The organism is Streptomyces sp. RLA123 (genome assembly GCF_056270165.1).
Map to the genome: position 1 here is coordinate 1,011,887 of NZ_JBWDOR010000003.1, position 13,962 is coordinate 1,025,848.

The following is a 13,962-nucleotide window of genomic DNA, read 5'->3' on the forward strand; positions in this document are numbered from 1 at the left end:
GGCGCGGCCGCACACCCCCGCCCCGCCCTTCCACGACCCGACCGGGAGTACGTCCTCGTGGCCACTTTCCTCTACCGCATCGGCAGACTCGCCTACCGGCGACGGAACTTCGCCGTCCTGATCTGGGTGGCGCTGCTCGCGCTCGCGGGTGTCGGCGCCGCCAACGCGCCCGCCGCGGGGAGTTCGTCCTTCTCCGTCCCCGGGACGGAGTCCCAGAAGGCGTTCGACCTGCTGGACCAGCGCTTCCCCGGGTCCAGCTCCGACGGGGCGACCGCCCGCGTGGTCTTCAAGGCCCCCGCCGGCGAGAAGATGACCGACCCCGCCAACAAGAAGGCCGTCGGGACGACCGTCGCGGAACTGCGCCGGGGCTCCGAAGTCGCCTCCGTGGACAACCCGTTCACGGCCAAGGCAGTCAGCACGGATCACACGACCGCATACGCCCGGGTCGCCTACGACGTCCCCGGCATGCAGCTGAAGGACTCCTCTCGCGACGCGCTGGAGAAGGCGGCCGAGCACGCCCGCGCGGACGGGCTGACCGTCGAGATCGGCGGTGACGCACTCCAGGCCGCACCCGAGACGGGCGCCACGGAGGTCATCGGCATCGCGATCGCCGCCGTCGTCCTCGTGATCACGTTCGGCTCGCTCGTCTCCGCCGGTCTGCCGCTGCTCACCGCCCTCGTCGGCGTCGGCATCGGCGTCAGCTCGATCACCGCCCTGGCCAGCGCGCTCGACCTCGGCTCGACCACCTCCACCCTCGCCATGATGATCGGCCTCGCGGTCGGGATCGACTACGCGCTGTTCATCGTCTCCCGCTACCGCGCCGAACTCGCCGAGGGCCGCGAGGGCGAGGAGGCCGTGGGCCGGGCCGTCGGCACGGCGGGCTCCGCCGTGGTCTTCGCCGGCCTCACCGTGGTGATCGCGCTCGTCGGCCTGTCCGTCGTCGACATCCCCATGCTGACGAAGATGGGCATCGCGGCCGCGGGCACCGTCGTCATCGCCGTGCTCATCGCGCTCACCTTGATCCCGGCGCTCATCGGCTTCGCCCGGCGCCGCATCCGGCCCGCCGACGCGCGCGGCGGCCTGCTCCGCCGCCGCGCGAGGACGGCCGAACAGCACGCCCACCGCAAGGCGCGGAACCTGGCCGCGCGGGGCACCGAACGGCCGAACATGGGCACCCGCTGGGCGCGCTTCGTCATCCGGCGGCCCGTCGCCGTCCTCCTGCTCTGCGCCGCCGCGCTCGGCGCGGTCGCGGTGCCCGCCGCATCGATCGAGCTCGGCCTCGGCGACGACGGCTCCCAGCCCTCCTCGACCACGCAGCGCCGCGCCTACGACCTGCTCTCCGACGGCTTCGGCCCCGGCTTCAACGGACCGCTGGTCGTCGTCACCGACGCCCGGGGCGCCGCCGACCCGAAGGACGCGGTCACGGAGGTCGCCAAGAGCCTCAAGGGCCTCGACGACGTCGCCGCCGTCACCCGGGCGACCTTCAACGGGGCCGGGGACACCGCGGTCATGAACGTGGTGCCGGACTCCAAACCGAGCAGCACCGAGACCGAGGGGCTGGTCAAGGCGATCCGCGCCACCGGCGGGGAGATCACCGCGGACACCGGGGCGAGGATCTCCGTCACCGGCACCACCGCGCTGAACATCGACACCTCGCAGAAGCTCACCGACGCCCTGCTGCCCTATCTGGGGCTCGTCGTCGGACTGGCATTCCTCCTGCTGATCGTCGTCTTCCGCTCGGTGCTCGTGCCCCTGAAGGCGGCCCTGGGCTTCCTGCTCTCGGTGATGGCCGCCCTCGGCGCCGTCGTCGCGGTCTTCCAGTGGGGCTGGTTCGCCTCGCTGCTCGGGGTGGAGCAGACCGGCCCGATCATGTCGATGATGCCGATCTTCCTGGTGGGCGTGGTCTTCGGCCTGGCGATGGACTACGAGGTGTTCCTGGTGACCCGGATCCGGGAGGCGTATGTGCACGGGGAGCGGCCCGGCCAGGCGATCGTGACCGGCTTCCGGCACGGCGCCCGGGTGGTCACCGCCGCCGCGGTCATCATGATCGCCGTGTTCGCCGGCTTCATCGGGTCCGGCGAGTCGATGATCAAGTCGATCGGCTTCGGCCTCGCGATCGCGGTCTTCTTCGACGCGTTCATCGTGCGCATGGCCATCGTCCCGGCGGTGCTCGCCCTGCTCGGCAAGCGGGCGTGGTGGCTGCCGAAGTGGCTGGACCGCCTCCTGCCGAACGTGGACGTCGAGGGCGAGGGGCTGCGGGTGCCGGACACGGGCACCGGCAGCCACCAGGGGCCCGGCCCGGACGGCTTCGAGGACCACGGGGACCGGCAGGGCGGGGACGACCTGCTCCGGCCCGTGCGCGTCTGACGCCGCCGCCCGGCGAGGGCCTCGCTGCGACCGCGCGGGGGCCTCATGGACATCCCCTCCCCCTAGGGGGAGGTCCGCCAGGAGCTCCCCGACCTCGTCCGCCACTGCTGGCGGGCACAGCGTCTGTGTTCCGAGTTCCGGCTCGTACTCCGCCGGGTCGGTCAGCGGCGCGCCACTCGGCACCGTGAAGCAGTACATCGAGCAGCAGAACCCGCCGCTCTGACCCCTGCCGAGGTGAACCACACGGACCCATGCCCACAGCCCACGTCAGAACAGTTCCCGGATTCGCCTCACCACCAGGCTGAAGCCCGGTGCAAATACACCCGGTAGCGTGGTGGTGCCGCAGCCGGACGACCGCGAAGGGGGCCACCGATGGCAGCACCGGAGGAGTCGCCGCAGTTCCCGGTCCACGCCGCCGCGCGGGCAACGGGTCTGGCGGCCCTGGACGAGGCGCTCACCGGATGCCGTGCCTGCCCGCGGCTGGTGGCCTGGCGCGAGGAGACCGCCCGGGTGCGGCGCCGGGCGTACGCGGACGAGGAGTACTGGGCCCGGCCCGTGCCGGGCCTCGGCCCGTCGGACGCCGCCCTGGCCATCGTCGGGCTGGCCCCCGCGGCCCACGGCGGCAACCGGACCGGCCGGATGTTCACCGGCGACCGCTCCGGCGACGTGCTGTTCGCCGCGATGCACGCGGAGGGGCTGGCCTCCCAGCCGACGTCCACCGCGCGCGGCGACGGCCTGGAGCTGTACGGGGTGCGGGTGACCGCTCCGGTGCACTGCGCGCCGCCCGCCAACAAGCCCACCACGGACGAGCGGCTGACCTGCCGCCCCTGGCTGGTGCGCGAACTGGAGCTGCTGCGGCCCACCCTGCGTGCCGTCGTCGTGCTCGGCGCCTTCGGCTGGCAGGCCCTGCTGCCGGTGCTCGCCGACTCCGGCCGCCGCCTGCCGCGCCCGCTCCCCCGCTTCGGGCACGGCGCGCACGTCGAACTGCCCGGCGCCGGCGGCTCGGAGCCGCCGTTGCACCTGCTGGGCTGCTACCACGTCAGCCAGCAGAACACCTTCACGGGACGGCTCACCCCGGCGATGCTCCGCGAGGTCCTGGCACGCGGCGCCGCGTACGCCGGGCTGCGGCCCGAAGTGTGAGGCGCGCGGCCCCCGGCCCGTGGATCAGCGCCGGGCGGCGGTGACGATCGCTTCGGCGACGACGGGCAGCGAGGCCGGGTGGAGGCCGAGGAAGAGGTTGGGCTCGATCAACTCCAGCTCCATGACGCGCGGCGCGCCGTCCTCGTCGTCGACCAGGTCGACGCGCGCGTAGAGCAGCTCGGAGGAGGCAGCGGGGACCACTGCCAACGCAGCTTCGGCAGTGGCGAGTTCGGCCGCGGTCGGGGTCCACGGGCGCACGCCCGGGTGAGCCACCTTGGTCGCGTCGTAGGCCGTTCCGTGGGAGAGGACGGCGTTCTTGGCGACGGCGTGCAGGAAACGGCCGCCGATGAAGACCAGGGCCCGTTCCCCGCTGGAGTCGATGGCCGGCATGTAGGGCTGGACCATGGCGGTGAGGCCCTCGGCGTGCATGCGCGCGATGTGCGCCCGCGCGGCGAGGTGGCCGCCCGCGCGGTAGCGGCCGGCGTAGCGGGCGCCTGCTCCGGCGGCCGGCTTCACCACGTACTCACGGTCGTCGGGGAGGCCGTCCGGCTCGGATCCCGGCGGCAGATAGCGGGTGGCGACGGCGGGGACGCCCCGCGCGGACAGCTCGCCGAGGTAGCGCTTGTCGGAGTTCCAGCGGACGACGGCCGGCGGGTTCGCCAGCGTGGTCGCCGCCCCGCAGCGGTCGGCCCACGGCAGGAACTCCGCGGTCCGCCAGGTGTAGTCCCAGGTGGAGCGTATGACCGCCAGGTCGAGGGAGGCCCAGTCCACGGCGGGGTCGTCCCAGTGGACGACGACGGCCTCGGCGCCGGCGACCGCGACGGCCTCCCGCAGGAACGGCAGGTCGCGGTCGGTGCTGGTGCCCTGGCGCGGTGCGCACGTCACCAGCGCGATCCTCGGACCGCTCGTACGGCTCGTGCTGCGCGGCACGGGAACTCCTCCGGGTCGGCTGCCGTGACCCCGGCAGCGTATCCGGGCCGGGTCGGCGCCGGTCGGGAGCCTCCCGCACGGCACAATTGCGCCATGTCGAAGTCGCGCCCCGGCCGCCGTTCCGCCCCCCGCCCGCACACCCGGCCGGTCCTCCACTCCCCCGCAGCCCCCTGCCCCTGCGGCCTCCCCGCCGGGTACGCCGACTGCTGCGGCCGCTACCACGCGGGCCACGCCGCCGCGCCCACCGCCGAGGCCCTGATGCGCTCCCGCTTCACCGCGTACGCGGTCCACGACGCCGCCTACGTCCTGCACACCTGGCACCCTGACACCCGCCCCGCCGAGCTCGCCCTCGACCCCCATCTGCGCTGGGAGCGCCTGGAGATCCTCGGCACGACCGACGGCAGCGCCTTCCACACCGAGGGCACCGTCACCTTCCGGGCGCACTACGCGCTGCACGGCGACCGTGACGCCATGGAGGAGCAGAGCCGCTTCGTCCGCCACGACGGGGCCTGGGTGTACGTGGCGCCGCTGCCCTGAGCGGTGGCGAACGGACCCGTACGCGCCGGTCCTGCTCCCTCCTGGGCCCCCGACACGAGGTCAGAGCCGCACGCCGTCCACTCCCGGTGCGACGCCGCGTGCCACTCCGTGCGGCGTCAGCGCGAGCACCCCCGCGCCTCGCACCGGGGTGTGCGGAGTGAGGGTCAAAGGGGTGGGGCCGAACGTGGCGGCGATGTCGGGCGCCATGTCCAAGGCGGCCGCCCTCCACTCGTCCTCGTCCTCGTCGCTCTCCCCGGCGGCGTCCCACTCCGGTGACAGGCCCAGTTCCGCTCGGCGGGCCCGCTCGTAGGGCAGCGGATCCCCGAGGGTGAGCAGTTCGTCCTCGCCCTCGCCCGTCTCGCAGTATCGCCGGACGACATCGCCGCCCTCGGCCACCAGCCATGCCGATCCGTCACGTTGAGCGCCGTAGTAGTAGGCCTGCGCCTGGCCGTAGTGGGCACTGAGCATGGTGCAGATCTGAAGGACTTCCTCCCTGCGCTCCTCGTCGCAGGGGTTGCACCAGTCGCCGACGATCAAGGTCCAGCCGTCGAGCTCGGGGGACACGTAGACCCGCGCACCGAAGACCGCGTCCTCGCCGACGCCGCCGTGAGTGTCGGCATCGAGCACGGCGGCAGCTTCGGCGAAGCGCACCGGCCTGGAGTGGACGAGGCCGAGGAGTTCCATGAGTCCGCCCTGGTCACCCGTGGGTACGGCCATCCAGTAGTTCCAGCACGTCGTCAACGGCCCGGGACTGTCACCCTCGTTCGCATGCACGCGTACACCATTCCAGGCCGCGGTGCGGCTTTGGAACCGGGGTAGGGCGGCGGCCGGGGGCCACTTCCCAGGGAGCCGCCCGCACGTCATCCTGCCGCGGGGGGGGCGCCGGACAAGGGGGGGCGTGCGTCGCGGGTGGGTGCTCGGCGGGCCGGCGCCGACGTCCCGGCTGCTGCTGGACCTCCTCCCGGACGGGCACGTCGTGGCCGTCAACGGCTCGTCACGCATGCTCGACCGGCCCCGGGACCGGCACCACGAGAACTGCCGGCCCGCCTCGACGCCCTCTGCCTACCCGCCCAGGACGCCCGAGGCCACGCGTCCCGGCCCCCAAGGACACCGCCTCCCGGCCCACCGGGGCGTCGAGCCCGACCGGCCCCGGCCCGGCCCAACGCCCTGGGCTGCCCGCCCAGGACTCCTGTAGCCGAGCGTTTTGGCCAAGGCCGCGATCCGGACTCCCGCCCCTTCCGTCCGGCACCAGCACCGGCACCGCAGCCTGTCCGCCTCGCCTCCCAGCGAGCGCCACGCGACCGCGGACCAGGGACCGCCTGCCGCCCGCCGCCCGCCGCCAGGCCATCCGAGGCCGAGGACGCGCGGCACCTCCGGCCCGCCGTAGCGCACCACCGGGAGGCAACGCCGGGCCCGAGGACCGGGACAGCCGGCCCACCGGGCCGTCAGCGGGCGCCGCGCAGGCGCTCCATGTCGCGCCGGTCGCGTTTGGTGGGGCGGCCGGTGCCGCGATCGCGGACCACGGGCGCCGCTACCTCCTCCGGAGTGGGCGGCGGCGGGCTGTTGTCGACAAAGCACTCGGCGGCCACCGTCGCCCCGACACGCTTGCGGACCAGCCGGGACACGACGACGACCCGCTCCTGCCCGGCGCCGCGGAGCCGTACCTCGTCGCCCGGGCGGACGGCGTGCGCGGGCTTCACGCGCTCGCCGTTGACGCGCACGTGACCGGCCCGGCACGCGGTGGCGGCCATCGAACGCGTCTTCGTGAGCCGGACGGACCAGATCCAGGCGTCGACCCGCACCGGGCCCTCGTCGTCAGCCATGGTCCGACCCTAGCGCGCCCGCTTCGCGGAACGCGGCGTCCGGTATGCGCCCTTGACGGAAGCCCCCGCGGTACACAGGATCTGCACAGGCATGTACGCGTCAAAGTTCGCTCAAGAGCGTCCCCTCCCAGCGCGACTCCATCCCCCCACACACCGGAGTGACCTGTGCCCGCAATCAGACTCGTCGCGGCCGGCGCCGCCGGCGCCTTGGCCGCGGCCCTTCTGACCGCCTCCGCCACGCCCGTTTCCGCCACGCCCGTTTCCGCCACGCCCGCCTCGGCCCGGCCGGCCCTCGCCGCCGCGCCCGACATCCCGGTCGCCAACGTCAAGGCGCACCTCAGCCGGCTGCAGTCGATCGCCACCGCCAACGGCGGCAACCGCGCCCACGGCCGGACCGGCTACCGGGCGTCCGCCGACTATGTGAAGGCCCAGCTGGACGCGGCCGGATACACCACCACGCTCCAGCCGTTCACGTCGGGCGGCGCCACCGGCTGGAACGTCATAGCCGACTGGCCCGGTGGCGACACCAACCACGTGATCATGGCGGGCTCGCACCTCGACTCCGTGACCGCGGGTCCCGGCATCAACGACAACGGCTCCGGTTCCGCCGCCGTCCTGGAGACCGCCCTCGCGGTCGCCCGCGAGAACCTCCAGCCCACCAAGCACCTGCGGTTCGGATGGTGGGGGGCCGAGGAACTCGGCATGATCGGCTCCAAGGCGTACGTGAACAGCCTGTCCACCGCGGACCGCGGCAAAATCGACGGCTATCTGAACTTCGACATGATCGCCTCGCCGAACCCCGGCTACTTCGTCTACGACGACAACACCGCGCTGGAGAAGGTCTTCAAGGACTGGTTCACCGCCAAGGGGATCGCTACCGAGATCGAGACCGAGGGCGACCGGCCGATCCGACCACGCGCCCTTCAAGAACGCGGGCGTGCCCGTCGGCGGCCTGTTCAGTGGCGCCGACTACATCAAGACGGCGGCGCAGGCGCAGAAGTGGGGCGGCACCTCGGGGCTGGCCTTCGACCGCTGCTACCACTCCTCCTGCGACACGGCGTCCAACATCAACGACACCGCGCTGGACAACAACACCGACGCCATCGCCAACGCGATCTGGACACTCGCCACCGCCACGGCTCCCCCGCCGGGCACGGTGTTCGAGAACACCGCCGACGTGACCATCCCCGACGCGGGCACGGCCGCGGAGTCCCCCGTCACCGTCAGCGGCATCTCCGGCAACGCGCCCTCCGCCCTCGCCGTCGGCGTCGACATCCGCCACACCTGGCGCGGTGACCTCGTCGTCGACCTGGTCGCCCCGGACGGGACCGCGTACCGGCTGAAGAACTCCAGCAGCGGCGACTCGGCCGACAACGTCATCACGACGTACGCCGTCAACGCGTCCGCCGAAGTCGCGGCCGGAACCTGGAAGCTCCGCGTCCGTGACGTGGCGGCGCAGGACACGGGTTACATCAACAGCTGGAAGCTGACCTTCTGACCGTTCCGGCCCCCGCCGACGAGCCGGGTCCACCCGGAACCCGGCTCGTCGGGCGAAACATTTGCACGCGCCGATTATCGGCGGCGCGACTTATCATGGCCGTATGGTCGCCACCACGGACTCCGCACCCACCCGGCTCACGCAGAGCTGGTGCGCCTTGTCCCTGCTCCACGACCGGATCGAGGCCCACGTCGAGCGCGCGCTCGAGGCCGGGCACGGGCTGAGCGTGCGCGAGTTCTCCCTGCTCGACGTCCTCAGCCGCCAGCACACGGGCGAGGGCGGCCATCTGCGGATGGCGCAGGTGGCCGACGCCGTGGTGCTGAGCCAGAGCGCCACCACACGGCTGGTGACGCGGCTGGAGGACCGCGGACTGCTCACGCGCTACCTGTGCGCGACCGACCGCCGCGGCATCTACACCGACGTCGGCGAGGCCGGCCTCGCCCTGCTCGCGCAGGCCCGTCCGACCCACGACGAGGCACTGCGCCAGGCGCTCTCCGAGGCCGCCGCGCATCCCGAACTCGCGCCCCTGGTCACGGCACTGGAGTCGCTGGGCACCGGCGCGTGACCGTGGCCCGCTGCGGCCCGGCGGGCACCGACCTACGCTGAGAGGGGCGCGGACCGCGGTCGCCGCATCGCCGCACCCCGACGGGGCATCCCGCGAGAGGAGAATCGCCGATGACCACGTACCACACCGACTCCCATGACTCCCACGTCGACGTCATGCTCACCGATTGCGCCAAGCAGGACGCAGGAGCCGTACTGGGCGCGCTGGAAGCCGCCTTCCCCACGCGCCCCGGCGAGAGCCTGACCGAGGCCGTGGAGCCACGGCCCGGCGCCACGCACCCGACCGTGTGGGCGGCCTCCGTCGACACGCGCAGCCACGGCCACGAGCTGGGGCCGGTCCACCTCGACGGCACGCTCACCGCCGACCTGTCCGGCGGCCCGCGGCACGTCCGCGAGGTCAAGAAGGTGCTCGGCGACTGCTTCGAACTGGAGGAGCAGGGCAGCGTCTCCGGTGACCAGGAGGTCGAGCTCCGCGTCCGCCTGACGGAGATCTCCGACCGCTGAGACCGCCGAGCCGCCCGTCCCACCCGCTCACCCCGTGCCGGAGGGCCTCCGGAGCCGCCGCTCCGGGGGTCCTCTCACGCCACGAACAGGCCCGTGGTGCCCTCGGTCTCCGCCCCGCCGCCGTCGCGGACGGCCTGCGCGGCGGCGGCGAGCCGCTCGACGGCGTCGCGGGCCACGCTGCCGCCGACGGTGAAGGGCAGCCGGATGTAGGACTCGAAGGCCCCGTCGATGCCGAAGCGCGGACCGGACGGGACGCGCACGCCCAGGCGCTCGCCCGCCATCGCGAGGCGGGAGCCGGAGACCTCCGCGGTGCGCACCCACATGGTCATCCCGCCGGAGGGCACGGCGAACTCCCACTCGGGCAGCCGGTCCCGCAGGGCGGCGACCAGGTCGTCGCGGTGGGAGCGGGCACGTTCGCGCCGGGCGGCCACGGCGTCGTCCCAGACCTCGTTGCGCAGCAGCCACGCGACCGCGAGCTGGTCGACGACGGGCGAGCCGAGGTCGAGGTAGGCGCGGGCGCTGACCAGCCGGCGCACGACGTCCGGGGTCGCGCGGACCCAGCCGATGCGCAGACCCGCCCAGATCGCCTTGCTGGCCGAGCCGACGGTGACGACGGTGCCGCCGCGGTCGAAGGCGGCCAGCGGGCGCGGCGCGGGCCCGCCACCGGCGTCCAGGGTCAGCTCGGCCATCGTCTCGTCGGCGATCAGCACGGTACCGGCGGCGCGGGCCGCCTCGACCAGCCCGCGGCGCTGCTCGTCGGGGACGAGGGTGCCGGTCGGGTTGTGGAAGTCGGGCATGACGTAGGCCATGCGCGGCGCAGCGTCGCGCAGGACGCGCTTCCAGTGGTCGAGGTCCCAGCCCGCGAGCCCTTCGCGCAGCGCGACCGGGACCAGCCGGGAGCCGTTCTCCCGCAGCAGTTCCAGGACGTTGGCGTAACTGGGGGACTCCACGGCCACCCGTTCGCCGGGCGCCACCAGCCGCCGGACCGCGGCGGCGATGGCCCCCATGGCACCGGTGGTGACCATGATCTGCTCGGGGAGGGTGGGGATGCCGCGCGCGGTGTAGCGCTCGGCGATGGCCTCGCGCAGGACGGGCAGCCCGGCGGGGAAGTCGCCGTGTGTGGCGGAGTAGGACGGCAGGTCCGCCAGCGCGCCGCCGACCGCGCGGGACAGCCATGGCTCGGGCGCGGGCAGGGCGGCGCAGCCGAGGTCGATGACGGTGCCTGCGGCGTCCGGCGGCAGCGGTTCCAGGCCGCGCGTGGGCAGGGCGTGGCCTTCGGGGACCGCGGTCCAGGTGCCGGCGCCGCGCCGGGAGCGCGCGAAGCCCTCGGCGCGCAGCGCCTCGTATGCGGCGGCGACCGTCGTCCGGCTGACGGTGAGGGCGAGGGCCAGTTCGCGTTCCGCGGGAAGCCGGGCGGCCACGGGGACGCGGCCCTCCAGGACCAGGACCCGGATGCCGTCGGCGAGGCCCCGGTAGGCCGGGACGCGGCGTCCCGTGGAGCGCTGGGGGCGGGGTTCGAGCAACCGGGCGAGATGGGTGACACCCACAGTTGCGGTCCACTGCGACATGGTTACCGGTCCACCTTCCGCATATTGGCCATGGAATACGACCACGACCATGCCACATACTCTCCCGTACAGCGTCATCGCGGCCAGAGGGGGGTCCCGTGGAGGGCCAATCACACACCGGCGCACGCACCGCCCGCAGACTGGTGCACCTCTATGCGGGACTGACCCTGTACGGCGCGAGCGCCGCCCTCCAGGTGCGCGCGGCGCTCGGTCTGGATCCCTGGGACGTGCTGCACCAGGGCATCGCGCGGCACACCGGAGTCAGCATCGGCCTGGTGTCGGTGGCCGTCGGCGCGCTCGTCCTGCTGCTGTGGTGGCCGCTGCGCCAGCGGCCCGGCCTGGGAACGGTCTCCAATGTCTTCGTCGTCGGCCTGTCGATGGACGCGACGCTGAGCCTGCTCCCCCAGCCGCACTCCCTCGGTGTCCGCATCCCGCTCCTGGTGGCCGGCATCGTGCTGGGTGGCGTGGCGACCGGGCTGTACATCACCGCCGGCTACGGGCCGGGCCCGCGCGACGGCCTCATGACCGGGCTGCACCGGCGCACGGGGTGCTCGATCCGGCTGGTGCGCACCGGGATCGAGGTGACAGTGCTGGCCGTGGGCTTCGTCCTGGGCGGCAGCGTGGGCGTCGGCACGGTGCTGTACGCGCTGTCGATCGGCCCGCTCGCCCAGTTCTTCCTGCGCGTTCTCGCGTTCCCGGCGCCTGCGGCGGAGCAGGAGCCGCAGATCGTGGTCCGGGGAGCTCAGCCGGTGGCGGAGCCCACCGGGGGACACGCGATACTGCACGAGTGACTGCGATACGCCACCCGTACCTCGACAGCCCGGCACCGCTCGCCTTCGCACACCGGGGCGGTGACGCCGACGGCCTGGAGAACACCATGGCCGCCTTCCGGACCGCCGTCGACGGCGGCTACCGCTACCTGGAGACGGACGTCCACCTCACGTCCGACGGGGTGCTGGTGGCCTTCCACGACAGCTCCCTGGACCGTGTCACCGACACGCGCGGGCGGATCGCCGAGCTGACCTGGGCCGAGGTCCGCGAGGCCCGGGTGGCGGCCAAGGAGCCGGTGCCGCTCTTCGACGACCTGCTCGAGGCCTTTCCCGAGGCCCGCTGGAACGTCGACGCCAAGGCGGACGAGGCCGTGGCCCCCTTGATCGAGGCGATCCGCCGCGCGGACGCCTGGGACCGGGTGTGCGTGGGCTCCTTCTCCGAGGCACGGCTGGTCAGGGCGCGCGCGCTGGGCGGGCCGCGCATGGCGAGTTCCCTCGGCACCCGCGGCGTGGCGGACCTGCGCCTGCTGTCGGTGGGCGGCAGGCTCGCCGAGCGCTTCCTGCTCGACACGGCGGTGCGGCGGGGCGCGGTCTGCGTGCAGGTGCCCGAGCGCGCGTACGGCATCCGTGTGGTCGACGCCGCGTTCCTGCGGACCGCGCACCGCCTGGGCCTCCAGGTGCACGTGTGGACGGTGAACGACGAGCAGCGCGTGCACGCCCTGCTGGACCTCGGTGTGGACGCCATCATGACCGACCGGCTGGAGATGCTGCGCTCGGTGTTCACCGAACGCGGCGTCTGGACCTGACCGGCTGACGTTCCGTCACTTCGGGTCGGTCTTCTCCTCCTTGCCGGGGGTCGCGGCCGGGCTCGCCTTGCCGGTCTTGCCCTCCTTGTCGGCCTTGTCGCTCTTGGTGGTCCCGGCGGACTTGTCGGCGCTGCCCGCCTTCTGTTCCCTCTCGGCCTTCTCCGCTTTTTCCGCCTGCTCCGCCTTCTCGTCGGCTGCCGACTTGGTCTTCGACATCCGGGCGAAGACCACGACATTGCCGGAGTAGCCGCTGGCACTGCTGTACGTGCCGCCGCAGGTGATGACCCGCAGCTCGGGGTCCTTCGTGTCGCCGTAGACCCGGTGGGCCGGGAAGCCGGTCCTGTTGAAGACCTCGATGCCGAAGATGGTGAAGACCGCGGTGGTGCCGTCGTCCCGGGCGACCTCGATGGTCGAGCCCTTCTTCAGGGCGCCGAGGCTGTAGAAGACGGCGGGGCCGCTCATGTTGTCGACGTGGCCCACGATCACCGAGGCGCCGCGCGCCCCGGGGCTCACCGAGTCCTTGAACCAGGCGGCCTCGTTCTTCTCCTCGGGCGGCGGCGTCTCGATGACGCCGTCCTTGTCCAGGCCCACGTTCATCAGCGGGGCGTCCACACCGATCGACGGGATGCGCACACGCGTCGGCTGGGCCGGCGGCAGCGGAGGCGGCGCCTTGATGCCGGAGGTCGCACCGCTCCCGCCGCCGGCCAGGGCCGCGGAGCCGGCCGAGGGCTGGGGCGGGCCGCCCGATCCCAGGAAGCCGTCGAAGGTCAGCACGAGTCCGGTCACGACGACCGCACCCACCGCCACCCCGGCGACCCGCCGGCCGCGCCGCGTCAGACGCAACGGCGGCGGCTGCTGACGACGGCGGGCGGCGGGCCGGGCGGCGGCACCGGCCGGCGGGCGCCGGGTCGCGGTCTCGCGAGCGGCGGGGCGCGGCGGGTTCCCCTGCCAGGCGAGTGCCTTCGGCGTGACGGCGTGGGCGCGAGGGGTCGCGGGGCGGGCCTTCGCCTCGAGGCGGGCCTTCACGTCGGGGCGCGCTTTCGCCTCGGAGCGGCCCTTCACCTCGGGACGGGCCTTCGCCTCGGGACGGGCCTTGGCGTCGGGACGGGCCTTCGCCTCGGGACGGGCCTTGGCGTCGGGCACGTTCTGGGCGCCCGGCTTCGGCGCTTGCCCGGACGGGCGGCCGGCCTTCGCCTTCTGCCGGGGGCGCGGCGCCGGTTCCGGCTTGCCGCGCTGCCGCGCGGCGCGGGACGGCGCCTTCGGGGCCGGGCGGGGGCGCGCGGGCGGACGCGGCGTCTCGTCCTCCCAGGTGGCCGGGAGCGGCTGGCCGAACCAGGGGTCGGGCTGCCCGTACCAGGCGTCGGGATGTCCGTACCACGGCACGGGAGTGGTGTGCTCCCCGGGATAGTGATGCATCACAGTCCTTCAGCTCCGGCAGCCAGGTCCGTGACGGCA

The 13,962-nt window shown here is 73.8% G+C and carries 11 protein-coding genes and 2 pseudogenes; 8 read left to right on the forward strand and 5 right to left on the reverse strand.

What is annotated here, in order from left to right:
* Positions 1-57 precede the first annotated feature (57 nt).
* Both RV983_RS04655 and RV983_RS04660 read left to right on the forward strand, forming a co-directional pair.
* Positions 58-2,367 carry an MMPL family transporter gene (locus RV983_RS04655; protein ID WP_475984488.1) on the forward strand — a complete coding sequence of 770 codons (2,310 nt, stop codon included), beginning with the start codon at positions 58-60 and terminating at the stop codon, positions 2,365-2,367.
* Positions 2,368-2,739: 372 nt separating this feature from the next.
* The gene (locus RV983_RS04660) at positions 2,740-3,507 is read left to right on the forward strand and encodes a uracil-DNA glycosylase (protein WP_475984489.1); all 768 of its coding nucleotides are present in this window, start codon (positions 2,740-2,742) and stop codon (positions 3,505-3,507) included.
* 24 nt (positions 3,508-3,531) lie between these two features.
* On the opposite strand, the gene RV983_RS04665 is transcribed toward RV983_RS04660, so the two are convergent.
* Positions 3,532-4,437 (reverse strand): ATP-grasp domain-containing protein, encoded by a 906-nt coding sequence (locus RV983_RS04665; RefSeq protein WP_475984490.1) that lies wholly within the window; start codon positions 4,435-4,437, stop codon positions 3,532-3,534.
* A 93-nt stretch (positions 4,438-4,530) separates the two neighbouring features.
* Here RV983_RS04665 and RV983_RS04670 point away from each other — a divergent pair, with 93 nt between their 5' ends.
* Entirely contained in the window at positions 4,531-4,974 is a 444-nt protein-coding gene (locus RV983_RS04670; protein WP_475984491.1) for a YchJ family protein, read from the forward strand.
* Between the two features lie 60 nt (positions 4,975-5,034).
* On the opposite strand, the gene RV983_RS04675 is transcribed toward RV983_RS04670, so the two are convergent.
* Both RV983_RS04675 and RV983_RS04680 read right to left on the reverse strand, forming a co-directional pair.
* Positions 5,035-5,748 (reverse strand): hypothetical protein, encoded by a 714-nt coding sequence (locus RV983_RS04675; RefSeq protein WP_475984492.1) that lies wholly within the window; start codon positions 5,746-5,748, stop codon positions 5,035-5,037.
* Between the two features lie 671 nt (positions 5,749-6,419).
* On the reverse strand, positions 6,420-6,797 hold the full coding sequence (locus RV983_RS04680; RefSeq protein ID WP_475984493.1) for an RNA-binding S4 domain-containing protein: 378 nt from the start codon (positions 6,795-6,797) through the stop codon (positions 6,420-6,422).
* Positions 6,798-6,962: 165 nt separating this feature from the next.
* Between RV983_RS04680 and RV983_RS04685 the strand changes: the two are divergent.
* The 3 genes and pseudogenes from RV983_RS04685 (at position 6,963) to RV983_RS04695 (ending at position 9,363) form a co-directional block, all read left to right on the forward strand.
* Positions 6,963-8,295: pseudogene (locus RV983_RS04685) on the forward strand (M28 family metallopeptidase).
* A gap of 103 nt (positions 8,296-8,398) precedes the next feature.
* Positions 8,399-8,860 carry a MarR family winged helix-turn-helix transcriptional regulator gene (locus RV983_RS04690; protein WP_475984494.1) on the forward strand — a complete coding sequence of 154 codons (462 nt, stop codon included), beginning with the start codon at positions 8,399-8,401 and terminating at the stop codon, positions 8,858-8,860.
* A 110-nt stretch (positions 8,861-8,970) separates the two neighbouring features.
* The gene (locus RV983_RS04695; RefSeq protein ID WP_475984495.1) at positions 8,971-9,363 is read left to right on the forward strand and encodes a hypothetical protein; all 393 of its coding nucleotides are present in this window, start codon (positions 8,971-8,973) and stop codon (positions 9,361-9,363) included.
* A 74-nt stretch (positions 9,364-9,437) separates the two neighbouring features.
* Here the strand turns inward: RV983_RS04695 and yczR are convergent, their stop codons facing one another.
* Positions 9,438-10,931: a MocR-like transcription factor YczR gene (gene yczR / locus RV983_RS04700; protein ID WP_475984496.1), complete on the reverse strand. Its 1,494-nt coding sequence runs from the start codon at positions 10,929-10,931 to the stop codon at positions 9,438-9,440.
* Between the two features lie 98 nt (positions 10,932-11,029).
* Between yczR and yczE the strand changes: the two genes are divergently transcribed.
* Positions 11,030-11,722: a membrane protein YczE gene (gene yczE, locus RV983_RS04705; protein ID WP_475984497.1), complete on the forward strand. Its 693-nt coding sequence runs from the start codon at positions 11,030-11,032 to the stop codon at positions 11,720-11,722.
* Entirely contained in the window at positions 11,719-12,507 is a 789-nt protein-coding gene (locus RV983_RS04710; RefSeq protein WP_475984498.1) for a glycerophosphodiester phosphodiesterase family protein, read from the forward strand. Before yczE ends, RV983_RS04710 begins: the two co-directional genes overlap by 4 nt.
* A gap of 201 nt (positions 12,508-12,708) precedes the next feature.
* Here RV983_RS04710 and RV983_RS04715 read toward each other — a convergent pair.
* Positions 12,709-13,350, reverse strand: a pseudogene (locus RV983_RS04715) (class F sortase); the annotation flags it as partial.
* Between the last annotated feature and the right edge of the window lie 612 nt (positions 13,351-13,962).

Bases quoted from the DNA above. Each gene is read 5' to 3' on its own strand.
- RV983_RS04690 (WP_475984494.1), top strand. From the start codon at position 8,399: ATGGTCGCCACCACGGACTCCGCACCCACCCGGCTCACGCAGAGCTGG.
- RV983_RS04695 (WP_475984495.1), top strand. From the start codon at position 8,971: ATGACCACGTACCACACCGACTCCCATGACTCCCACGTCGACGTCATG.
- yczR (WP_475984496.1), bottom strand. From the start codon at position 10,931: ATGTCGCAGTGGACCGCAACTGTGGGTGTCACCCATCTCGCCCGGTTG.
- RV983_RS04670 (WP_475984491.1), top strand. From the start codon at position 4,531: ATGTCGAAGTCGCGCCCCGGCCGCCGTTCCGCCCCCCGCCCGCACACC.
- RV983_RS04680 (WP_475984493.1), bottom strand. From the start codon at position 6,797: ATGGCTGACGACGAGGGCCCGGTGCGGGTCGACGCCTGGATCTGGTCC.
- RV983_RS04660 (WP_475984489.1), top strand. From the start codon at position 2,740: ATGGCAGCACCGGAGGAGTCGCCGCAGTTCCCGGTCCACGCCGCCGCG.